20 protein-coding genes and 1 pseudogene are annotated in these 20,854 nt (G+C 68.4%); 6 read left to right on the top strand and 15 right to left on the bottom strand.

The window, feature by feature from the left end; all coding sequences use genetic code 11:
* Nucleotide 1 precedes the first annotated feature (1 nt).
* Nucleotides 2-1,198, bottom strand: a complete 1,197-nt coding sequence (locus tag AAG801_RS21210; protein WP_341890146.1) for a serine hydrolase — start codon at nt 1,196-1,198, stop codon at nt 2-4.
* 285 nt (nt 1,199-1,483) lie between these two features.
* On the opposite strand from AAG801_RS21210, the gene AAG801_RS21205 reads away from it, so the two are divergent.
* The gene (locus tag AAG801_RS21205) at nt 1,484-1,960 is read left to right on the top strand and encodes a VOC family protein (protein ID WP_341890139.1); all 477 of its coding nucleotides are present in this window, start codon (nt 1,484-1,486) and stop codon (nt 1,958-1,960) included.
* A gap of 18 nt (nt 1,961-1,978) precedes the next feature.
* Here the strand turns inward: AAG801_RS21205 and AAG801_RS21200 are convergent, their stop codons facing one another.
* The 8 genes from AAG801_RS21200 to AAG801_RS21165 form a co-directional block, all read right to left on the bottom strand.
* Entirely contained in the window at nt 1,979-3,424 is a 1,446-nt protein-coding gene (locus AAG801_RS21200; RefSeq protein ID WP_341890138.1) for an MATE family efflux transporter, read from the bottom strand.
* On the bottom strand, nt 3,421-3,993 hold the full coding sequence (locus tag AAG801_RS21195) for a DUF2239 family protein (protein WP_101491550.1): 573 nt from the start codon (nt 3,991-3,993) through the stop codon (nt 3,421-3,423). The genes AAG801_RS21200 and AAG801_RS21195 overlap by 4 nt, the downstream gene beginning before the upstream one ends.
* A gap of 68 nt (nt 3,994-4,061) precedes the next feature.
* Nucleotides 4,062-4,502: an AsnC family transcriptional regulator gene (locus tag AAG801_RS21190; protein ID WP_341890137.1), complete on the bottom strand. Its 441-nt coding sequence runs from the start codon at nt 4,500-4,502 to the stop codon at nt 4,062-4,064.
* The gene (locus AAG801_RS21185) at nt 4,499-4,861 is read right to left on the bottom strand and encodes a GIY-YIG nuclease family protein (RefSeq protein ID WP_341890136.1); all 363 of its coding nucleotides are present in this window, start codon (nt 4,859-4,861) and stop codon (nt 4,499-4,501) included. Before AAG801_RS21185 ends, AAG801_RS21190 begins: the two co-directional genes overlap by 4 nt.
* Nucleotides 4,862-4,917: 56 nt before the next feature.
* Nucleotides 4,918-5,427, bottom strand: coding sequence for a hypothetical protein (locus AAG801_RS21180; RefSeq protein ID WP_341890135.1), 510 nt, complete (start codon nt 5,425-5,427; stop codon nt 4,918-4,920).
* A 91-nt stretch (nt 5,428-5,518) separates the two neighbouring features.
* Nucleotides 5,519-5,857 carry a hypothetical protein gene (locus AAG801_RS21175; protein WP_341890134.1) on the bottom strand — a complete coding sequence of 113 codons (339 nt, stop codon included), beginning with the start codon at nt 5,855-5,857 and terminating at the stop codon, nt 5,519-5,521.
* 23 nt (nt 5,858-5,880) lie between these two features.
* Nucleotides 5,881-6,906, bottom strand: a complete 1,026-nt coding sequence (locus AAG801_RS21170; protein WP_341890133.1) for a hypothetical protein — start codon at nt 6,904-6,906, stop codon at nt 5,881-5,883.
* Nucleotides 6,907-6,984: 78 nt separating this feature from the next.
* Entirely contained in the window at nt 6,985-7,677 is a 693-nt protein-coding gene (locus tag AAG801_RS21165) for a hypothetical protein (protein WP_101491545.1), read from the bottom strand.
* 379 nt (nt 7,678-8,056) lie between these two features.
* On the opposite strand from AAG801_RS21165, the gene AAG801_RS21160 reads away from it, so the two are divergent.
* From AAG801_RS21160 to AAG801_RS21140, 5 genes are all read left to right on the top strand, one after another.
* Nucleotides 8,057-8,851 (top strand): response regulator transcription factor, encoded by a 795-nt coding sequence (locus AAG801_RS21160; RefSeq protein ID WP_062472928.1) that lies wholly within the window; start codon nt 8,057-8,059, stop codon nt 8,849-8,851.
* 91 nt (nt 8,852-8,942) lie between these two features.
* Nucleotides 8,943-9,857, top strand: coding sequence for an ATP-binding protein (locus tag AAG801_RS21155; protein WP_341890132.1), 915 nt, complete (start codon nt 8,943-8,945; stop codon nt 9,855-9,857).
* A 79-nt stretch (nt 9,858-9,936) separates the two neighbouring features.
* On the top strand, nt 9,937-12,315 hold the full coding sequence (locus AAG801_RS21150) for a Tex family protein (protein WP_341890131.1): 2,379 nt from the start codon (nt 9,937-9,939) through the stop codon (nt 12,313-12,315).
* A 40-nt stretch (nt 12,316-12,355) separates the two neighbouring features.
* Complete coding sequence (locus tag AAG801_RS21145) at nt 12,356-13,432, top strand: phospholipase (protein WP_341890130.1); 1,077 nt, start codon at nt 12,356-12,358, stop codon at nt 13,430-13,432.
* 94 nt (nt 13,433-13,526) lie between these two features.
* On the top strand, nt 13,527-14,513 hold the full coding sequence (locus tag AAG801_RS21140; protein ID WP_341890129.1) for a tripartite tricarboxylate transporter substrate binding protein: 987 nt from the start codon (nt 13,527-13,529) through the stop codon (nt 14,511-14,513).
* Nucleotides 14,514-14,528: 15 nt separating this feature from the next.
* Here the strand turns inward: AAG801_RS21140 and AAG801_RS21135 are convergent, their stop codons facing one another.
* The 6 genes and pseudogenes from AAG801_RS21135 to AAG801_RS21110 form a co-directional block, all read right to left on the bottom strand.
* Complete coding sequence (locus tag AAG801_RS21135; protein ID WP_101491538.1) at nt 14,529-14,915, bottom strand: DUF4150 domain-containing protein; 387 nt, start codon at nt 14,913-14,915, stop codon at nt 14,529-14,531.
* A gap of 24 nt (nt 14,916-14,939) precedes the next feature.
* Nucleotides 14,940-15,626 (bottom strand): DUF3540 domain-containing protein, encoded by a 687-nt coding sequence (locus AAG801_RS21130; protein ID WP_341890128.1) that lies wholly within the window; start codon nt 15,624-15,626, stop codon nt 14,940-14,942.
* Complete coding sequence (locus AAG801_RS21125; RefSeq protein WP_341890127.1) at nt 15,623-16,747, bottom strand: pentapeptide repeat-containing protein; 1,125 nt, start codon at nt 16,745-16,747, stop codon at nt 15,623-15,625. Before AAG801_RS21125 ends, AAG801_RS21130 begins: the two co-directional genes overlap by 4 nt.
* Nucleotides 16,744-19,401, bottom strand: coding sequence for a DUF2169 domain-containing protein (locus AAG801_RS21120; protein ID WP_341890126.1), 2,658 nt, complete (start codon nt 19,399-19,401; stop codon nt 16,744-16,746). Before AAG801_RS21120 ends, AAG801_RS21125 begins: the two co-directional genes overlap by 4 nt.
* Before the next feature lie 7 nt (nt 19,402-19,408).
* Nucleotides 19,409-19,846, bottom strand: a complete 438-nt coding sequence (locus AAG801_RS21115; RefSeq protein WP_341890125.1) for a hypothetical protein — start codon at nt 19,844-19,846, stop codon at nt 19,409-19,411.
* Nucleotides 19,847-19,853: 7 nt separating this feature from the next.
* Nucleotides 19,854-20,854 (bottom strand): annotated as a pseudogene (locus tag AAG801_RS21110) (type VI secretion system tip protein VgrG); the annotation flags it as partial.

The raw sequence follows: 20,854 nt of genomic DNA, 5'->3' as shown, positions 1-20,854 counted from the left end.
CTCAGCGACGCTGTGCCAGGAGGTGCCGCCCCAGCGCCTCGAAGGCCGGCAGCGTGACCGGGTCGTTCGCCGCGTTGCCCGCCACCGGGTGCGAGGCGTAGCGCACGATCACCATCTCGGCCTTCGGGTCGATGTAGATGCGCTGGCCGTGCACGCCGCGCGCCATGTAGGCGCCGTGGTCGTTGTGCGTCACCCACCACATGTTGCGGTAGCTCCAGCCCTGCAGCAGCGGGTAGCCGCCCTTGACGAAGGCGGCCTTGTCGCCGCCGCGGCGGATGTCTTCGACGGCGGCCTTGGGCACGATCTGCCGGCCTTTCACGCGGCCGTCGTTGCGCAGCATTTCGCCGAAGCGCGCGAGGTCGCGCAGGCCGGTGTTCAGGCCGCCGCCCGCGAAGGGCGTGCCTATCGAGTCGACGGTGAAGTAGGCGTCCTGCTCGGCGCCCAGATGGCGCCAGATGCGCTCCGACAGCAGCTGCGCCACGGTGCGTCCGGTGGCGCGTGCAATCACCCAACCCAGCACGTCGGAGTTGACGGTCTTGTAGCCGAAGCCCTCACCATGCCTGCCTTCGGGCTGCACGGTCTGCAGGAACTCGTAGTAGCTGCGCGGGCCGGTGTAGTCCTTGGGCTTTGGCAACGGGTTGCCGGCCTGCGCATGGGCCCAGACCTCGGCCTTCGGGTCGGCGTAGTCCTCGCTGAACTTCAGGCCGGTCGTCATGTCGAGCACCTGGCGCACGGTGGCGTTCCCGAAGGCCGATGTTGCGAGCTCGGGCACGTAGTCGGCGACCGGCTTGTTGGCATCGAGCGTGCCTTCGGCCGCCAGCATCGCGCCCAGCGTACCGACCACCGACTTGGTGACCGACATGGCGCCGTGCTGGCCGTCGTCTTTCAGCACGCCGAAGTAGCGCTCGTAGACCACGCGCCCGCGGTGCAGCACGAGGATGCCGTCGGTGTACGTGGCAGCGAGCGACGCGTCCCAGGTCATGGGCGTTTTCGCGTCGAGCGGCGTGAAGCTGAGCGTGTCGATGTCCTTGCGCAAGGCCTGGGGCAGGGCGGACGGTGCACCGAGTCCGCGCGACACGTTCACGGTCGGCATCAGCTGGCGGAAATTCGACACGCTCCAGCGCATCGCCGGAAACCGGAAGTAGCTGCCGTCGTCGAAGCGCAGCGTGCGGTCGGGCGGCGGCGGGGAGCCGGTCATCCAGCCGAGCGTGGCGGGGTCGCTGGCGGCGGCATCGGGATACGTGGCATCGGCCGCACCGGCCGACACGGCCAGGGCGGCGAGCCCGGCGGCCAGGAAAACCTGGGCACCGAAGCGGGTTCTGGATGGGGCGAACATGGCAGTTCCGAAGCAAAGAACCGGACCATTGTGGCCCGCAGCCCCGCCTGCGAACTTCTCACTGACAGCCGCGGCACGGGTTGACAGCGCGCCGTTCGGCCTTTGATACTGAACCCTCCAGTTCATCATCCAACCCAAGGAGATTCCATGCAGAAGATCATTCCCTGCCTCTGGTTCGACGGCAACGGCGAGGACGCGGTCAAGTTCTACACCGCCATCTTTCCGAAGTCGCGCCTGACCGACACGCTGCTCTGGGGCGACGTGAATCCGGCCAAGAAGGGCAAGCTGCTCACGGCCACCTTCGAGCTCGACGGGCAGTCGTTCATGGTGCTCAACGGCGGGCCCGAGTACAAGATCACGCCGGCCATTTCGCTTAGCGTAAGTTGCGAGACGCAGGAAGAGGTTGACTACTACTGGGACAAGCTGCTCGAAGGCGGCGGCGAGCCCGTGCAGTGCGGCTGGCTCACCGACCGCTTCGGCGTGTCGTGGCAGGTCACGCCGATGCCGTTGATCCGCATGTTCCAGGACAAGGACGCGGCCAAGGCCGCCCGCGCGATGGCGGCCATGATGAAGATGATCAAGCTCGACATCGCCACGGTGAAGAAAGCCTTCGACGGGGAGTGACCCCCGCTGAGGCGCGCATCAGACCAGCCGGCCGATCGACTTCTTGCGCCACACCAGCCGGTAGTACGCGGTCTGCAGCAACAGCATCGCGCCGAAGGTGACCGGGTAGGCGATCCAGATCCCGTCCAGGCCCAGGCCGAAGTGGCGGCTCATGAGCCAGGCCACCGGCACTTCGACGCCCAGGATGCAGGCGATGGTGATGAGCGTCGGCACCAGCACCGAGCCGCTGGCGCGCATGATCCCCGAGACCGCCGAGGCCATGCCGAACAGCACCATGCTCCACAGCATGATGTGCAGCAGGTTCTGCGCAATCTCGATCACCGGTGCGCTGGTGATGAAGAAGCCCATCAGCGGGCGCGAGAACAGGTAGCCCAGCAGCACCAGCCCGCCTGTGAGCACGAGATTCATGCCGAGCGCGGTCTGCACGATCGCGCCGAGCCGGTTGGCGCGGCCCGCGCCGATGGCCTGCGCGCCGAGGATCGACGTGGTGATCGCGATCGAGATGGCCGGGAACTGCACGTACGCCACCACCTGGTTCACCGCGCCGTAGGCGGCCGTGGCGTTCGAGCCGTAGCTGTTGACCATCGACAGCAGCACCACTTCGGCCAGCGCCACGACGATCATCTGCACGCCCGTGGGCACGCCGATCTTCAGCACGGCCTTGAGCAGGTGCGGCTGGATGCGAAGAGAGCGGAAGAACTCTGCGTCGGGCGCGAGCGGGCTCTTCTTCTGGCGCAGCCGGAAGCCCAGCCATGTGGTCGCGACCGCGAACGACAGCACCGAGGCCCACGCTCCGGCTGCCACGCCCAGTTGCGGCAACCCGCCCCAGCCGCGGATGAGCGCGGGCGTGACGACGAGGCCGATGGCCGTGGAAATCAGCAGCGTGAGCAGCGGCGTGATGGTGTCGCCCACGCCGCGCAGCATGGCGGTGGCCAGCAGGAACAGGAACACGCCCGGCATCGCGATCAGCATGATGCGGGCGTAGCGCGTGGAGTCGGCCAGCACGTCGGGCGGCGTGCCCAGCATGGCCAGCATCGGCGTGGTGAAGACACCGCCGAACACCGCGATCGCCAGCCCCAGCAGCAGGCCCACCGTGAGCGTGGTGCCCGCCACCGCCTTGGCCTTGGCCGCGTCGCGCGCGCCCCAAGCCTGGCCGATGAGCACCGAGGCGCCGGCGCCCAGGCCGATGATGAAGGCGATGAAGAAGAACATCACCGGGAAGAAGCTCGACACCGCCGCCAGCGCACTCACGCCGAGCATCTGCCCGACGTAGACGTTGTTGATGGTGCCGGAGAGCGACTGCAGGATGTTGCTGAGCAACATCGGCGCCAGGAAGAACAGGAACACCTTCCACAGCGGACGCGCCGCCCCCACGGGCGCCACGGGCACGCCCCGCAGGCCGCTCGGGTTGCCGGGGCTGCTGGTGGCGGTGGTGGTGCTGCTGCTGTCGGGCGCCGCGCTCATGCAGCACCCCAGCCACCGGCCGACAGCTTGTGCAGGTGCACGCGCAGGTCGGTGGGCCAGGGTTCGACAAGGTCGCTGAAGCGCTGGTGCTCGCCCGCGAACAGCGCGCGCGTGGCTTCCTCGAAGTGGGGCAGGTTGCCGGCGATGGCGGTCATGAAGCGGTAGGTGGCTTCGCGCGCGGCGCGCACGGTGTCGCGGTCGGCGTGCACGTGGCGTGCGTCGTCGACCAGCTTGCGCAGCGCCACCGACGCACCGCCCGGCTGGCGGCCGAGCCAGTCCCAGTGACGCGGCAGCAGCGTGACTTCGCGCGCCACCACGCCCAGGCGCGGACGGCCGACGCCGCGGGGTGCGTCTTCGTGTTTTTCAGCTTCGAGCGCGGAGGTTTCGATGGCCTTCGGGTCGCGCAGATCGACATCGAGCTGCTCGCCGGTCTGGTCGTCGAACACGAGGCAGGCGGCGGCGTCGCCGCGCTCGCGCAGCTGTGTGAGCACCTGGGCCTTGGTGCCGGCGGCGACGCGCTGGAAGCCGGCAAACGCAGTGAATGTGGTCGGTAGTTCGTCGGGTGACATGCGGATTCTTTTTGGGTTGTCGATCCGGGCGGAACGAAACGAGGTTCGTAATCTACCCGCAGGACGGTTCAGGCGTGCGGCGTGTCGTGATCGCACAGCACCCGCAGCGCGGCATGGAGGTCTGGCAGGCGTTGCGGGTCCAGCGATTTCACGGCATCGGCGCAGATCGCCTCGACGGTCGTGAGGGCAGCCTGCACCAATTGCTTGCCGCCGCCGCGAATCACCGCGTGGCGCCGGTTGTCGCCATCCGTTCCCGTCATGCGCTCGGCCAGGCCGGTCTTTTCGAGCAGCACCATCTTGCGGATCAACGCTGACATTGGCAACCCCAGCGTGTGCGCAAGTTCGACCATCGGCAGGTGCCCGTTGCCGGCACGCAGCAACAGGTGGAGCAGGGTGAAGTCTTCATAGTCCAGGCCGTGGAAGGCGCCCAGGTCTTCGTTGAGCTTCAGGCTCAGGCTGGCGTGGGCGCGGCCAAGGTCGAGGCAAAAGGCCAGTGCGTCGGTGCTCATGGTGTGTTGTATCCCTTGTCGCCGGTGCAGGGGAGTTCCTCGCGCCAGAGTTCAAGCAGCTTTTCCAGTTCGCCCGCGCGGTCGAAGGCGGGGTCGTCGCGCTCCTTCACCCGGTCGATCACCTCGAAGCTGAACTGCGTCGCGCCATGCGCAATCCAGTCGCGCTGCAAGGCCTTGTTGCGGTGCGAGCGCAGGTTCAGCTCGAAGCGAGCGCGGTTCATGGCCCCTTCGACGTCGAGGCTGCCGGCCACGTAGATGCGGCCGTCCATCAGGTTGCGGATGACGAAGACGCCCGCGGGGCGCACGCCGTCCTTGTATTGCTTGACGAGGGTACGTCGCGTGGTAGGAGATGGATTCATCTCCAAATATTACCCGGGCAAAATGCAAAACACAATACACCCGGGTAAAAATGGATTCACTCGGCCCGCAGCCGATGCCATCCGCGCAAGACCCGTCGGTGCACCGCCCGCACGATGCGCCAGGGGCGGCTTTCGCGCACGCGCGTCAGCACGAAGTCTTTCCATGCCTTCCAGCGCGGGTACCAGCGGGCGAACCAGGCCAGTTGCATCAGCGAGCCTTCGACCAGCTGGAAGATCCGCGCGACCACGGCCGTGCCCGCGAGCTTGGCCAGCAGCAGCACGGCCATGCCGCTGACCGCATGGCCGCGCCCGAAGAGAAACAGCGCCAGCAGCTTCACCGGAAAGAGCAGCAGCACCGGCACGAAGAACGCGAGCAACGCGCCCCAGGGCGGCAGCGCGCGCAGCAGGTTTTCGAGCCGCGCCCAGAAGGGCAGGCGCGAAAGCCGCGCGACCAGCGCCGCCAGCGGCGCCCAGCCCCATTCCTCGAACAGCAGCACCGGCACGAGGATCGTGGTGGCAACGGCGCGAAACAGGGCGCGCAAGGCGCGCACGAGGGGGTTGTGCATGCGCGAAGGGTATCCGCACATGGCCGTGCGCCGCGGGGACCTTGCGGACCCGGCGGCGCATCGTGCGGAAATTCGGCGTCTGTGCGCCTGTCTACCTGCGACCGGCGTTGCTGTCTTCCGCCGGCCGGAAGAACAGGTACTCGCCCCGGCCCAGTTCAGGCGTCACTTCATAGCCGCTGCAGCGCGCGACGCCGCACTGGATGATCACGACGCGCGGCCAGATGGTGGCCGAGGTCGGAAATCCCGGCATGTACTGCGGCACGTGCCAGACGCCGTAGTCGCCCACGGGCTCGGCGTTCTCCGTGCCGCTGGCGTTCTGCAGGCCGCTGCCCAGTGGCATCCGCTCGATGCGGATGATCGGCGTGGCGGCGACCGACGCTGTCGCCACGCAACAGGCGGCCAGCCAGAGAGGAACGGTCCTGGTGTTCATGATGATGGACTCCAGATCCGACCTCATTGCGCGTCGGCCGGTGCTGCAGCCACCTCGTCGGCCGGGTCAGCCGGCAGGCGGCGCGTGAGGCGCGCCTCCAGGATGTCCGGCTGCGGAGCCAGCGCGACCGGCGCCACGGCGCTCACCATCACCGGTGCCGGCTCAGCGGCAGGTGCCGCGGCTTCCTCGGCGGGCGCTGCGGCCACGGGGGCTGGTGCCACCTCCGGCGCAGCCGTCGGGACGACGCTCGCGGCGGGCGCGGGCTGCGGTGCCGGGGTTGCCATGGGCATCGCCTCGACCAGCGTGGCCGGTGCGGCGGGCTGCTGCACCGCCACGACCGGCGCGGGCGCCGGGGCCGGCGCCAACGCGACAGGCGCTGCCGGTGCCACAGGCGCGACCGGCTGAGGCACTGCGACTGCCACAGGGGTCGGCGCAGGCGCCACGGCCACAGGTGCCACGGGCGCCGCCGGACGTGCCGCCACCGGTGCGCCGCTGCCCGACGCCTGCGGTCCGAACGCGCTCACGCGTTCTTCGACGGTCATCGACTGCGGGCACTTCGAGCCGGTCATTTCCAGGGCCGCCTGGGCCTGCGGGTCCATGCAGTCCATGGCCAGCGACGCTGCCTTCATGCCCTTGTTCCAGAGCTCGCGGCTCATCTTCAGGCGCTTGCAGTGTTCGTCCGTCCAGGTGGTGCCGAAGCTCAGCCCGATGCCCGCGCTGTTCGCGCTGGCGCTGGTGCTGCCCATGCAGGTGTCATTGCTGGTCGTCAGGTTCGGGCCGCTCACGGAGGGCACGTTCTTGACGGTGTAGCTGCCGCGGTAGTCGACGACGCTGGTCGTCGCACCCGTGTTGTTGATGTTCTGTGTGCTGTCCAGCGTCGAACGCGTGGTGACGTCCGCGGGGGCCGAACTGTTGAAGTTCACCGCCTGGGTGTTGCCCTGGGCGTTCGTGGTGGCGGAACTCGTTGACTGGTTGTTGGCGCCGCCCGCCGTTTGCGCCAACGCGCCCGCGGACAAGCCCAGCAAGGTCAGGGCGATCAATGTTTTCATTTTTTCGACTCCTTTGGGAAGCAGGGGAGGGGCGTGCCCCTCCCCATTTGTGGTCCAACAACCGATGGTCCTGATCGCTCAGGGAGCGTTGGCCGTTGCGCCGGAGATCGCGCCGCCTGCGCTGCCGCCACCGTTGCTGAAGCCCGCTGCGTTGCCCACGGCGAAGTTGATGACGCCCGAGGAACCGCCCGTCGAACCCGACGTGGCCGAGGTGCTGGTGCCGTTGACGATGCCGTTGACCGCTGCCGAGTTGGCGCTGAAGCCCGCCGTCGTGCCCGAAGTGCGCGTGACCACAGCCAGACCGCCGCCAGGACCTGCAGCGGTGGCTGCAGTGTTGTTGGTGGTCGAACCGGCTGCGCCGCCTGCCGAACCGCTCACGGGGTTGGCACCGCCGCCGGCGTAGTTGGCATTGGCGCTCGAGGTCGCATTGGCCTGTGCATTCGCACCGCCTGCGGCCACGCCGTTGCCGGTCGTTGCAGCCACGCTGGTCACACGCCCTTGCGTGGTGGCCGCACCGCTGGCCGTGGCACCGCCGACACGCAGGAATGCGTTGCCTGCTGCGCCGCCCGCCGCGTTGGCCGTGGCCGACGAGGTGGAGCTGGCTGCGTTGTAACTGAGTGCGCTGCCCGTTCCGGAGCTGGCGGCGACCGAGCCAGCCGAGCTGGAGGAACCGGTCGTGGTGTTGGTGACGGCGAGCGCCACGCTGCTGCCGGTTGCGGTCCCGATGCCAGCCACGAGAACCACTGCCATGGCGATAAGAGTCTTCTTCATGATGCTTCCTCGATAGTGTTGAAACGAACCCGATCGCCGGCGAATCCGGCCATCAGCGACGGTCAGCGAGCACGGAGTGAAGGGATTCCGTTGCGACCGGGATGCAGTTTCAGCGGGGGGGAGCGATCGAAAAATGCCTCAGGCTGGGTAGAGCAAGGCTATGGCGAAAGCAATGCCCGAAGGCGTTTTGGGCGTTGGCAGAGAGCCGGTGCTAGGCCCTGTTCCCCTCGTGGGAACTATCACTTTGGTTCACATTCTGGCAATATTGCAACCGAAAGAAACCAAGGTAATCAAAAAAGCCGATAGCCGGAAAAAGAGTAGAAATCGATTAACTTTTGTTCACGAAGTCGCGACTTTTATCTGTGACAAGGGGGCTTAAATGGAAAACGATCTCGACATTTCATTGACCGATGTCGGTGGTGGCGCTAGGAAATTCTCCAATCCTGGCCAGTTCGGTGGGCTCCTGGCGCCCTCGGCAGATACCCTGCCGTGGCCGGACTACCTCACGGGCCAGGAAACCAAGCCCGTTCGTGTCCTGCTCGTCGACGACGACCCCTTTGTTCGCCGCGTCATCGCCCAGGAGTTGCTGGGCGATCTGCGCATCCAGCTCGAAGGCCAGGCCGGCTCCCTGCGCGAGGGCCGGCGCCTCCTGATGCAGCATGAATTCGATGTGCTCATGGTCGACATCCGCCTCGGAGACGGCAGCGGATTCGAGCTCATAGAAGAAGCCAAGAAACACCGCAGCGCGGCCGAGATCATCGTCATTTCCGCGCTGGAAGACGAGCCCCAGGTGCTGCACGCCTTCGAGCTCGGCGCCTCGGGTTACCTGGTGAAAAACGCCTGGTTCCAGAGCTATGCCCAGGCCGTGCTTCAGGTGGTCAATGGCGGTGCCGCCATCACCCCCCGGCTGGCCCGCAGGCTGCTCGTTCACCTGGACCACCAGCGCGCCAATCCGAGCCCGGTGCGCCCGCCGGACAGCAAGGCAACCCTGTCGGCACGGGAGCGCGAAGTGTTACGGCTTGTAGCCACGGGATATGTGACCGAAGAGATCGCGCTGCAGCTCACCATCAGTGCCCAGACGGTGAACGCGCACGTCAAGAACATCTACCGCAAGCTGCACGCCCACACCCGCGCGCAGGCCGTGAGTTTCGCCTCGCACCGGGGGCTGCTCTAGGGCGCGCTTCGGGCGCGCCGCGTTCGCAGCGGAGCCATCCATGCCCGCGCCGGTGCCCCCGCTCCCGCCGTATTTCCTGGAGGATCAGTTCGTGTGGCTTTCCATCGCCGCCTGGTGTGTGCTCCTGATCTGGCTCTGGCCGCACGCCTCGCGCCAGCGCAGGCTGCTGTGGGTGGGGCTGGCGTTTGCGCTGCACCTGACGCCGCTGGTGGGGCAGGCGATCCGCGCAACCTCGGCGATCACCACGCTGGGTACCGAGGTGCCGATCGCCTTCTGGGCCCTGCAGGGGGTCAACGTCGCCGTGCTCTGCATGATCGTCGGCACGTGGTACCTCACGCGGCGTCGCCTCCTGCGCAACCGCCAGGCGCAGGCTGTGCTCGCCGAACGCCGCCGCATCGCCAGTGACCTGCATGACGGCGTCGGCTCCCGGCTGGTGGCGCTCATGGCCAGCTACGACCCGCGCTCCGCCGACGCCCGCGAGCTGTCGATGGCCCTGCAAGCCTGCCTGCTGGAGCTGCAGCTGACGGTCGACTCCCTCGACGACCAGCCCGACACCAGCGTCGGCGATCGTTTGGGTCATTTGCGTTACCGGCTGCAACCGGCGTTCGACCGGCTCGGCATCACCCTCGTGTGGAACGTGCAGGACGTGGTGCTGTCGCCGCCGCTCTCGTCCGAGGCCGCGATGCAGCTGTGCCGCATCGCGCAGGAGGCCTTGTCGAACGTGCTGCGCCATTCGCAGGCCACCCGCGTGGACGTGCGCTTCGGCCCGCGCGAACGCTCGCACGGGCTGGTGCTCGAAGTGCTCGACGACGGGCGCGGCCTGGAGGCCACGGCCGGCGAGGCCGGGGGCAAGGGCCTGCGCAGCATGCGCGAGCGCGCCGACGCGCTGCACGGCGAGCTGGCCGTCATGGACGCGGCGCCGCACGGGCTGCGCATCCGGCTCGTGATGCCCGGTGAAGTGCTGCCACAGGCGGCGGTCGCGGCAGAGGCCGAGCGCACGTTGTAACCATCCTGCGGCGGTGCCCGGCGGGCGGTGTCTTCGCCTATGGCAAACTTCCGCGCTTTGCCAGGGACGCGCTCAAGACATGCAGAAAATCATTCGCCAGCTCGCCGTTGAAATCAAGGTCGGCGAGCACCAGGTGAAGGCCGCCGTCGAACTGCTCGACGAGGGCGCCACGGTTCCGTTCATTGCCCGCTATCGCAAGGAAGTCACGGACGGCCTCGACGACATCCAGCTGCGCGAACTGGAAGCCCGCCTGTCTTACCTGCGCGAACTTGAAGACCGCCGCGTGGCGGTGCTCAAGGCCATCGACGAGCAGGGCAAGCTGACCCCCGAGCTGCGCGCCGCGATCGAATTCGCGCCCACCAAGCAGGAACTCGAAGACCTGTACCTGCCGTTCAAGCAGAAGCGCCGCACCAAGGGCCAGATCGCCCGCGAATTCGGCATCGAGCCGCTGGCCGACAAGCTGCTGGCCGACCCCTCGCTCGACCCGGCCGTGGAAGCCCAGGCCTTCCTGAAGCCCGCCACCACGCTGGACGACGGCAAGCCGGGCCCCGATTTCTCGACCGTGCCGCTCGTGCTCGACGGCGTGCGCGACATCCTGTCCGAGCGCTGGGCCGAAGACGCCGTGCTCGTGCAGGGCCTGCGCGAATGGCTCTGGAACGAAGGCCTGCTCAAGTCCAGCCTCATGAGCGGCAAGGACGAGAACAACGCCGACATTGCCAAGTTCCGCGACTACTTCGAGTACGACGAACCCATCGGCCGCGTGCCCTCGCACCGCGCCCTGGCCGTGTTCCGCGGCCGTGCGCTCGAAGTGCTCGACGCCAAGCTCGTGCTGCCCGTCGAACCCGAGCCGGGCAAGCCCAGCATCGCCGAAGGCAAGATCGCGCTGCACCTGGGCTGGAGCCACGCGGCCCGTCCGGCCGACGACCTGCTGCGCAAGTGCGTGGCCTGGACCTGGCGCGTGAAGCTGGCCCTGTCGACCGAGCGCGACCTGTTCACCCGCCTGCGCGAAGACGCCGAAAAAGTCGCCATCAAGGTGTTCGCCGACAACCTGCGCGACCTGCTGCTGGCCGCACCCGCCGGCCCGCGCGTCGTGATGGGGCTCGACCCCGGCATCCGCACCGGCGTGAAGGTGGCCGTGGTCGATTCGACCGGCAAGCTGGTCGAAACCGCCACCGTGTTCCCGCACGAGCCGCGCAAGGACTGGGAAGGCTCGCTGCACACGCTGGGCAAGCTGTGCGCCAAGCACGGCGTCAACCTCATCGCCATCGGCAACGGCACCGCCAGCCGCGAAACCGACAAGCTGGCCGGCGACCTCATCAAGCTGCTGGCCAAGATGGCCGAGCAGGCCGGTGCGCCCGAAATGACGGTCGACAAGGTCGTCGTCAGCGAAGCCGGCGCGTCCGTCTATTCCGCCAGCGAATTCGCCTCGCAGGAAATGCCCGATGTCGACGTGAGCCTGCGCGGCGCCGCCTCCATTGCGCGCCGCCTGCAAGACCCGCTGGCCGAGCTCGTGAAGATCGACCCCAAGAGCATCGGCGTGGGCCAGTACCAACACGACGTGAACCAGAGCGAACTCGCGCGCACCCTGCAGACCGTGGTCGAAGACTGCGTGAACTCGGTGGGCGTCGACCTGAACACCGCGAGCGTGCCGCTGCTCAGCCGCGTGTCCGGCCTGTCGGCCAGCGTGGCCAAAGCCGTGGTGCGCTGGCGCGAAGCCAACGGCGCGTTCTCGACCCGCAAGCAGCTGCTCGACGTGACCGGCTTCGGCCCCAAGGCCTTCGAGCAGAGCGCCGGTTTCCTGCGCATCCGCGACGGCGCCGACCCGCTGGACATCACCGGCGTCCACCCCGAAACGTACCCGCTGGTCGAGCAGATCATCGTCAAGACCGGCAAGCCGATCGCCGAGCTGATGGGCCGCGCCGACATGCTCAAGACCCTCAAGCCCGAGCTGTTCGCCAACGAGAAGTTCGGCGTCATCACGGTCAAGGACATCCTGGGCGAACTCGAGAAGCCCGGCCGCGACCCGCGCCCCGACTTCAAGGTGGCGCGCTTCAACGACGGCGTGGACGACATCAAGGACCTGGTCGAGGGCATGATCCTCGAGGGCACCGTGAGCAACGTCGCCCAGTTCGGCGCCTTCATCGACCTGGGCGTGCACCAGGACGGCCTGGTCCACGTGAGCCAGCTGAGCCACAAGTTCGTCAACGACGCCCGCGAAGTCGTCAAGACCGGCGACATCGTCAAGGTCAAGGTGATGGAAGTCGACGTGGCCCGCAAGCGCATCGGCCTGTCGATGAAGCTCGACGCCGCGCCCGCGCGCCGCGACGGCCCGCGCGACAACCGCTTCGAAGGGGCGGGGCGCGGCCAGCAGCAGCAACAAGGCCGACGCGACAACGCGCCGCAGCCGGCGGGGCAGATGGCGAGTGCGTTTGCCAAGTTGCAGGGGTTGCGCAAGTAGGCACCCCGCGGACCGCACGTTTCTTGCAGACACCGCCGGCATGAAAGCCCTGCGCATCTACGCCGGCCCCGCGGCCCGGCAGCACATCGAACAGCACGGCCTGCGCCCGCAGGACGTGCGCACCATCCCCGGCGCGGCGGGTGGCCCCAAGGGGCTGATCCTCGGGCCGCTCGACCGCTTCATCTTCGGGCGCTGGCTCACGCAGTCGAGCCAGCCGGTGGATCTGGTGGGCGCCTCGATCGGCGCGTGGCGGCTGGCCACGGCCTGCCTGTCGGACCCGGAGGCGGCCTTCGGGCGCTTCGAGCACGACTATGTGCGCCAGCAGTTCGAAGTGCCGCCGGGCCAGAAGCGGCTCAGTCCGCACCAGCTCAGCGAACGCTTCGCGGAAAGCCTCGACACCTTCTACGGCGGACGCATCGGCGAGGTGCTGGGCCATTCGCGCTACCGGCTGCATGTGGTGACCTCGCGCGGGCGCCACATCCTCGGGCGCGAGGGCAGGGCGCGCACGCCGGTCGGCTACCTGGGCGCCTTTGCGAGCAACAGCCTGCACCGCAAGAGCCTGGGCGCGTGGCTGGAGCGCTGCGTGTTCTCCACGCCCGGCGCGGCCTTGCCTTTCGGCACGACCGACTTCCGCACGCGCCAGCACGCGCTGAGCGAGGCCAACTTCAACCGCGTGCTGCAGGCCTCGTGCTCCATTCCGTTCCTGCTGGCCGCGGTGCACGACATTCCGGGCGCGCCGCGCGGTGCCTACTGGGACGGCGGCATCACCGACTACCACCTGCACCTGGACTACCAGCCGGCCGATGAAGGCATCGTGCTGTACCCGCACTTCCAGCAGGCGGTAGTGCCGGGCTGGCTCGACAAGGGACTGCGCTGGCGCCACAAGTCGACGCGCTTTCTCGACCGCATGGTGGTGCTCGCGCCCAACCCCGAGTGGGTGAAGACGCTGCCGCACGGCAAGCTGCCTGACCGCAAGGACTTCATCCGTTTCGCGAACGACGCGCAGGCGCGCATCACAGCCTGGGGTCAGGCCACGCGCGAGGCGACGCGGATGTCGGACGAGTTCGAGGCCTGGCTCGGCGACGACGGGCGTTCGCGCGACATCCTGCCGCTCTGAGCCACCTTGTCCCGTCGGGGACAAACCCTGAGCGCTGGCGGATGAGGGCGCTTCGAGAATGGTCTGATCCATGCCATCCGAAGGGTTCCCGACCATGCCGCACGCCACGCTCTCCCGCCGCCGTTTTTCCCTTGCCACCGCGGCTGCTGCCGCCAGCCTCGCCGCACCTTCTTTCGCGCAGAGCGCCTGGCCGAACAAGCCGATCCGTATCGTCGTGCCCTACACGCCGGGCGGCTTTACCGACCAGATGGCGCGGTTGGTGCAGGTGGGCCTGCAGACGCGGCTCGGCCAGCCCGTGGTGATCGACAACAAGCCCGGCGCCAACAGCCTGATCGGCGTCGATGCCGTGGCCAAGGCCGCGCCCGACGGCAGCACCTTCGGCGTCGTCATCGCGGCCTACACGGCCAACACCACGCTGTACCCCAAGCTGCCGTACGACCCGCGCAAGGACCTCGTGGGTGTGTCGCTCATGGGCGTGTCGCCGCTGCTCGCGGCGGTGAACAACGACGCGCCGTTCAAGACCGCGCGCGAGCTCATCGACTATGCACGCAAGCATCCCGGCAAGATCAGCTTCGGCTCGTCGGGCAACGGCTCGGCCGCACACCTCACGAGCGAGCTGTGGAAGTCGCTCACGCAGACCTACATGATCCACATCCCGTACCGCGGCGCCGTGCCCGCGCTGACCGACCTGATGGGCGGGCAGATCCAGCTGTTTTTCGACGCGCCCACGGGCCTCATCAACCAGGGCAAGGCCGGCAAGGTGCGGCTGATCGGCGTGGCCGGTGACAAGCGCCTGCCGGCCGTGCCCGACGTGCCCACCTTCATCGAGCAGGGCTTCGCGGGCTTCACCGGCAGCACCTGGGCCGGCATGCTGGCGCCGGCGGGCACGCCGCGCGAGATCGTCAAGCGCATGTCGGAGGAGGTGGCGCGCATCATCAAGAGCGACGAGACGCGCGCCAAGCTCGATGCCATGGGCACGATTCCAGCGGGCAGCACGCCCGAGGAGTTCGACGCGTTCATCGCGTCCGAGACCACCAAGTGGGGCAAAGTGATCCGCACGGCGGGCGTCAAGCTGGACTGAGCGTCCAGGGCTGCCTCAAGGTGCCAGCACCAGCACCTTGAACTGGCTGGGCACGATGCGCATGCCCACGATGTTGCAGCGGTTCTGCACCGACAAGCTGGTCATGCGCGTGCAGGGCGTGCCCTTGAGCAGCACCGTGAAGGCGCCGGTGATGTGGCGCGACGGCCCCATCACGGTCTGCGACACCACGCCCATCAGCACGCCGGCGTTGTCGCCGTTGGTGATCGGCGTGGTGGTCGCCATGTTGTGCACCGGCGTGCCGCCGTACAGGATGTTCCAGGCGTTGGGCAGGGCCGTCGGCCCGAGCGCGATGTTGGGGTAGGGCACGGGCAGCGCGGGCGGTGTCTTGCAGACATCGGGAAACGCGAGGTCCATTCCCATCATCTGTGCGTTGGCGAACATGGCGAAAGCTCCTTTTTCTTTGCATCAACCCATGTGGATCTGTTCGGCGTCGACCTTCACCAGCGCCTCGCTGGTGACGAAGGTGTTCTTCGCGTGCAGGCGCAGGCTTTGCGAGGCCTGCATGTCGATCTGGCCCGCGCGCACCTGCTCGACCTCTTCGGTGAGGCGAAAGCTCGAGCGCGTGAGCAGGCTCAGGCGGTCGAGCACGGTCTCGAGCGTGCGACCCACGAAGCGCGCGACCAGCGTGGTCACGCGCACTTCGGCGCCGCGGTAGGCCATGTCGGTGATGTCGACGGTCGCTTTGTCGGCCTGAAGCGCGAAAGATGACGCCTGCAGCGCGATGCCGCCGCGGCGCGAGCGGATCGTGAGGTCGCCATCGGTCACGAGCTGCGACTGGCTGGGATCCGCCTGCGTGACGACGGCGATCAGGAACAGCTGGTCGCGCTGCGGCCCGGCCACGAGCACGACGTCGCCCGTGTTGGGCTGCAGCAGGCAGCTCGCGGCGCGCGGGCAGTGCCAGGGCGCGCCGCCTTGCTGCGGCTCGACAACGAAGCGGCCATCGGGCAGCGACTGCACGACGGTGCCGAGCGCACTGCCGGTCCAGGCCGGGGCGGCGACCGACGGCAGCGGCTTGCGCAGCAGCGCGTGCATCTCGGTCTCAGGCGTATCCGATAGCGGCGAGACAAGCTCGCGAACGGCGCGGTGGTTCATGGCAGGGTGTCCTGTGGATCGGGCGGCAGCGGCCGGCCGAAGGTGTCGCGGCCGGCGCGTTGCGGACGGCTCGCGCGGGCCGCGGAAAAGCGCTCGGCCTCGAACAGTGCGGGGTCGCTGTCGAGCACACCGAGGCGGTCGCTCCAGCGCACGCCGGTCTCGATCACGCGGTGCATCTGTGTGCGATGGAAGGTGGCGCCGCGCAGGTCGGCCTCGCTGAGGTCGGCGTACGAAAAGTCCGCGTACACGAGGTGGCTGCGGGCGAACGCGGTGCGGCGGCAGCTCGCGCGGTGGAACACGCACTGTTCGAGCCGCGCGTCCGACAGGTCGGTGTCGTCGAGCCTGGCACCAACCCACAGGCTCTGGTCGAAGTGCCCGCCGCGTGCGTCGGCCCGTCGCAGGTCCGCTTCGGGAAACAGGCACTGGGGCGCGTGCACACCCGACAGCACCGCGCCTTCGAGCTTCGCGCCCTTGAAGTTGCACTGGCTCAGCCGCGCGCCGGCAAAGTTGCAGCCCGTCAGGTCGGCATCGATGAACTGGCAGAGATGAAACGACTGCGCCGAGAAGTCCTGCCCCGCGAGGTCGGCCTCTCCGAAGATCACGTTGTGGAAGCTTGCGCCCCGGAAGTGCGTGCCGCGCAGCGCTGCGCGGTAGAAGACGGTGGTGTTCAGCGCCACGGCGTCGAAGCGTGTGCCGTCGAGGCGGCATTCGCCGAACACCGCCTTCGTGAGGTCCGCGCGTTCGAAGCCCGCGCCGTCGAGCGTGCTCTGGTGAAAGGTGGCCTGGCCCGCCTGCGCTTCGGTCATGTCGGCACCGCACAGGTCGGCCTCGGCGAAGACCGCGTGGGCCATCGATGCAGACCGCAGGCGCGCGCGGGGCAGGGTGCTGCGGTTGAAGGCGGCGTGCTGCAGGTCGGCGGTGTCGAGCACTGCGTCGTCGAAGCGGCAGCTGTCGAACACCGACTCGCCCAGCCGCGCGGCATGCAGGTTGGCGCGGCGGAAGTCGCAGGCACCGAAGCTGCCGCCACGCAGGTCCATGCCGTCGAAGTTCATGCCCTGGAAGTCCTGGCCTTGGATGTGTTCGCCGCCGCGGATCGTCGCTGCCAGCTCAGCCGGCGTCATCGGGCCGAATCCGCGGCGCGGCGCGGGAGGGTCTTGGCCTGTTCAAGGTACGCGCCGTGCGTGTCGGTCACGCCGTCGATCAACGTTTGCGAGACGTCGGCGCGGAACAGGTTGGCCTCGCGCAGGTCGGTGCGGACCAGGCGGGCTTTCTGGAGGCTGGCATGCATGAGGTTGGCACCGCGCAGCGAGGCCTGCGTGAAGTCGGCGCGGATGAACAGGCTTTCGGGCGCATCGCAGCCGCTGAGGTCGGCGCCCGTGAGGCTGCAGGCCGACAGGTCGCAGGTGTCGAGCGTGGCGCGCACGAAGCGCGCGCCGTCCAGCGGCATCTCGCGCAGCCCGCATTGCACCAGCGTCGCGTCTTCGAAATCCATGGTGCGCAGGCTGCTGGTGCCGACGAAGCAGGTGGTGTGCAGGGTCGCACCGCGAAAGACGATGCCGGTGTCGCCCGGCGTGTGGGCCCAGGCGCAGGCTTCGAGCGTGGCGGCGCTGAAGTCGAGCCGCTCCGCAATGCACGAGATCAGCCCGACCTTGTGGAGCACGGCGCCGCGAAAGCTGCAGTCCTGCAGGCGGGTCTGTTCGATGAAGGTCACGTAGGAAAGGCGTGCGGTGTCGAAGCGGCAGTGCGAAACCTGCAGGCCAAGCACGGTCAGGTGCTCCAGCGAGGCTTGCGAGAAATCGCAGTGGTCGAAGTGTGTCTGCTCGAGTGTGGTGTGGTGCAGCTGCGCGCCGCTGAACAGGGTGTAGACGCAGTGGGCCAGGCTGAGGTTCGCGCGGTGCAGCACGCAGCCCGCGAGCGAGGCGCGCGACAGGCGTGCGCGCACGAGCACGGCTTCGGTGGCATCCGCGCCATCGAGCCGGGCGCCTTCGAGGTTGGCGTGTTCGAGCAAGGTGCGATGCAGGCGCGCGCCGCGCAGGTCCATGCCCGACAGGTCGGCACCCGTGAGGTCCATCTCGGAGAGGTCGCGCGTGGTGGCCATCGCGTCCTGCACACGCTGGCGCGCCTCGGTGGCGCGTTCGCCTTCGAGCACGTCGGCGGGCGACTGGTGCTGTGCGCCCATCCGGTACATGTCGATCAGCCCGCGCTGGCCTTTCTCGACGACCTCCGCGAAGGCCCGCTGCTGCGCGGGCGGCAACGCAGACGTGCCCGTCGCGGCGGCGATGCCGAACATGCCCTGCAGCACGGTCTGTGCGTCGAAGGCGGGCGGGCCCTTGGTCGTGGTGCGGTCGATGCCCGAGACCAACTCTGCGGAGTCGAAACCGACCTGGCGTGACTCGGCCGCGTTGAGCTGACCCGCGCGTTCGAGCTCGCGCCGGCCGTCTTCGAGCGTCTTGCGCTGGTCCTGCGTGAAGCGCCGCGTGCGCGCGACGAACTCGGGCAGCTCGGCGAGCGTCGGAATCTTGCGAAACGGCTCGGGCATTGGTCGTTCGCGCAGCAGTCGCGGATCGTGGCCGGCCTCGCGTGCCTTCTGCATCATGTCCGCGCGCAGCCGGTCGCCGCGTTCGCGCATGTTGCGCACCATCGCGGATTCCTCGCCGTCGTCCAGCGTGTCGAGCCAGGGGCCGATGGACTGCGCGGGCAGCAGTTCGTCGTCGCGGGCCGCGTGCAGTGCGCCGGTCTCGGGATGGCAGCGGCGCTGGAGGAGGGCGAAGTAGTGCGCCAGCGGGCGCGGCGCATCGCTTGCGGCCTCGATGGCGGGCATCACGTGCGTCACGTCGTCGGCGTCGTCTTCCACGATGTCGATTTCGCCGTGGTGGATCAGCGCCACCTGCCCGCGGTGCGGAAAGAACCACGCCGTGGTGAGGCGCATCGGCACCTCGTCGAACTGCGCGGGTTCGCGGCCGCGACCGGTCCGGCGCGCGATGAAGGCGCGCGCACGCCAGTCGGGCAACCGCCCGCGCTGCACCGGCTGCGTGGGGTGCATGTGCCAGATTTCGTAGGGCGTGCCGCCAGGGATGTGGTCGCGCGCGGGCCAGCGCTGCTGCGGCGGCGCGGCGTTGAAGAAGCGCCAGTCCATGTCCTCTGAAAAGCCGGGGAACAGGTGCTCGCGCCAGTGGCCGTCGTACTGCCGACCGATCAGGCGCATGCGGCTGGGCCGCGTCAGGTCGATCGCGCCGAAGCCGGCCGGCTCGGTCTCGCGATCGGGCCGGTCGATGCGCTGCTGCGGGTCTTCGATGTTCGGCAGGCGCTGCACCTGCAGGCCGTTGACGGTTTCGAGTGCGTGGCCGATGCCCTGCGGGTTCTCGGCAAAGCCGGCGCCGCCGTAGGCGCGGGTGGCGTCCAGCCGCATCGACTCGAAGGGCTGCGGCGCGGTGGCGCGGCCGTCGAGCCAGAAGCGGTCGCCGAACACCAGCAGCTGGCGCGAAAGTTCACCCATGCGCATCGCGACGGCGCAGGCGGTCTTGTCGTCCTGGTGCTGCGTGTAGGCGTGGCCGGTGGCCAGGAACTCGGCGTGGGGTTTGGGAATGCCCAGGTCGATGGCGCCTGTGGGGCCGAGCTCTTCGGCAGCGATCTTCCAGAACTCGGGCTCGGGCAGCAGCACGGGCGCAGCGTCCATCGACACCATGCCCATCAGCGTGACGCCCAGGCGTTGCTGTCGGCCCCGCAGGAAGGGGCGCGTGATGACACTCAGCCGCAGCGGCTTGACGGTTTTCAAGGGGCGGCTAGCTCCGTGCGGGCGCCATTTCGAGCGGCGTGCGCTGCCGGTCGACCGACACCACGTCGGGATGCGCTGGGTCCTGGACCAGATGCAGCGTCGCGCCCGGCACCGCGAGGCGGGGCAGCAGCAGCTCGTCGACCAGCGTGCGCAGCACCACGGTCGGCACCGGCGACGTCGGCGGCATCTGCAGCGTGAATTCGAGCGCGACCATGCACTGGCCGTGGTTGCCCGGGCTCGTGAGCTGGTGTTCGGAGCGCCGCACCTGCGCCACCACACCGTGCGTGGCCACGCCGGCAAAACCCAGGCGCTCGCCGATGCGCCGCTCCTGCGTGTACTTGCGCTGCTCGCGCGTGGCCGTGACGACCACCGCGACACCGGCCAGCAGCGCCCCGCCCATCATCACGGCGAAGGCGCTCCAGAGGATCTGTTCCCAGACGGGCATCGGCAATTCAGACCTTGACGGTCATCGCCTTGGCGGCGAAGGCCAGGCCACCGCTGGCGATCTTCATGCCGATGTTCGCGACCTTGAGCATCTTTCCCTCGATCTCGGTGGCCGAGTTCTGCGAGCGGAACACCGCCACGTCGAGCCGTATGCCCGAGAACTGCGAGTTGAGGATGTAGTTCTGCTGGCGCAGCCCCCACAGGTCGAGCGCCAGTCCGACTGCAGAGAAACGCGCCCCCACGCCGCCCGCACGGTACCAGCGCCAGTCGTTGCTCTTGGCGTAGTTGTTGATGTAGGTCTTCGAGTTGTTCGTGTAGTCGTTCGTGATGTTCTTGTAGACCTTGGACGTCGTGTTGTAGACGTTGGTGTTGATCACGTGCTGCGTCGTGTTGTGGATGTGGTTCGTGGTGTTGAAGGTCACATCCGGCGAGGTGTGAACCGTGGGTCCGGTCACCGTGGTGTTCGACGGACCGTTGACGTGCACGGTGTTCGACGTGTTGATCGTGTCGTTGCGGCCCGCGCTCACGAAGCGGATTTCCTGCCCGTCGATGGTGCCGTTGAAGCCGCCGCTGATGGCGAGCGTCACGCCGCCGGAGATGGTGTCGTTGAGCCCGCCGCCGAGCGTGCGCGTCTTGCCGCCCGTGATGCGCTGCGTCACGCCGCCGCTCACGGTTTCGCTGAAGCCGCCCGTCACGTCGCGCGTGTCGCCGCCGGTGATCGTCTCTGTCGCGCCTGCGGTGATGTCGCGCGTTTCGCCGTCCTGGTAGGTGGCCGACTCGTGGCCCTTGATGAGCGTGGTGCGCGTGCCGTCGGTGGTGTGGGTTTCGTCGGCTTCCACTTCGACGTCGAGGTTGCGCTCGGCGTGCAGCAGGATCTGCTCGGCGCCCGCGCGGTCTTCGAAGCGCAGCATGTTGGCCTGGTTGGCCGCGCCGCCGGTGCTGGAGCGCGTGAGGATGCCGCTGGCCGTGGCGTTGGCGGGCAGTTCCCACGGCGGCATCTGGTCGCTGT

Source organism: Variovorax sp. YR752, assembly GCF_943372545.1.
This window is presented reverse-complemented; position numbering and strand designations above follow the sequence as displayed.

Excerpts from the sequence above, each read along its gene's own strand:
- AAG801_RS21210 (WP_341890146.1), bottom strand. The coding sequence starts at position 1,198 with ATGACCGGCTCCCCGCCGCCGCCCGACCGCACGCTGCGCTTCGACGAC.
- AAG801_RS21205 (WP_341890139.1), top strand. The coding sequence starts at position 1,484 with ATGCAGAAGATCATTCCCTGCCTCTGGTTCGACGGCAACGGCGAGGAC.
- AAG801_RS21200 (WP_341890138.1), bottom strand. The coding sequence starts at position 3,424 with ATGAGCGCGGCGCCCGACAGCAGCAGCACCACCACCGCCACCAGCAGC.
- AAG801_RS21195 (WP_101491550.1), bottom strand. The coding sequence starts at position 3,993 with ATGTCACCCGACGAACTACCGACCACATTCACTGCGTTTGCCGGCTTC.
- AAG801_RS21190 (WP_341890137.1), bottom strand. The coding sequence starts at position 4,502 with ATGAGCACCGACGCACTGGCCTTTTGCCTCGACCTTGGCCGCGCCCAC.
- AAG801_RS21185 (WP_341890136.1), bottom strand. The coding sequence starts at position 4,861 with ATGAATCCATCTCCTACCACGCGACGTACCCTCGTCAAGCAATACAAG.
- AAG801_RS21180 (WP_341890135.1), bottom strand. The coding sequence starts at position 5,427 with ATGCACAACCCCCTCGTGCGCGCCTTGCGCGCCCTGTTTCGCGCCGTT.
- AAG801_RS21175 (WP_341890134.1), bottom strand. The coding sequence starts at position 5,857 with ATGAACACCAGGACCGTTCCTCTCTGGCTGGCCGCCTGTTGCGTGGCG.
- AAG801_RS21170 (WP_341890133.1), bottom strand. The coding sequence starts at position 6,906 with ATGAAAACATTGATCGCCCTGACCTTGCTGGGCTTGTCCGCGGGCGCG.
- AAG801_RS21165 (WP_101491545.1), bottom strand. The coding sequence starts at position 7,677 with ATGAAGAAGACTCTTATCGCCATGGCAGTGGTTCTCGTGGCTGGCATC.
- AAG801_RS21160 (WP_062472928.1), top strand. The coding sequence starts at position 8,057 with ATGGAAAACGATCTCGACATTTCATTGACCGATGTCGGTGGTGGCGCT.
- AAG801_RS21150 (WP_341890131.1), top strand. The coding sequence starts at position 9,937 with ATGCAGAAAATCATTCGCCAGCTCGCCGTTGAAATCAAGGTCGGCGAG.
- AAG801_RS21145 (WP_341890130.1), top strand. The coding sequence starts at position 12,356 with ATGAAAGCCCTGCGCATCTACGCCGGCCCCGCGGCCCGGCAGCACATC.
- AAG801_RS21140 (WP_341890129.1), top strand. The coding sequence starts at position 13,527 with ATGCCGCACGCCACGCTCTCCCGCCGCCGTTTTTCCCTTGCCACCGCG.
- AAG801_RS21135 (WP_101491538.1), bottom strand. The coding sequence starts at position 14,915 with ATGTTCGCCAACGCACAGATGATGGGAATGGACCTCGCGTTTCCCGAT.
- AAG801_RS21130 (WP_341890128.1), bottom strand. The coding sequence starts at position 15,626 with ATGAACCACCGCGCCGTTCGCGAGCTTGTCTCGCCGCTATCGGATACG.
- AAG801_RS21125 (WP_341890127.1), bottom strand. The coding sequence starts at position 16,747 with ATGACGCCGGCTGAGCTGGCAGCGACGATCCGCGGCGGCGAACACATC.
- AAG801_RS21115 (WP_341890125.1), bottom strand. The coding sequence starts at position 19,846 with ATGCCCGTCTGGGAACAGATCCTCTGGAGCGCCTTCGCCGTGATGATG.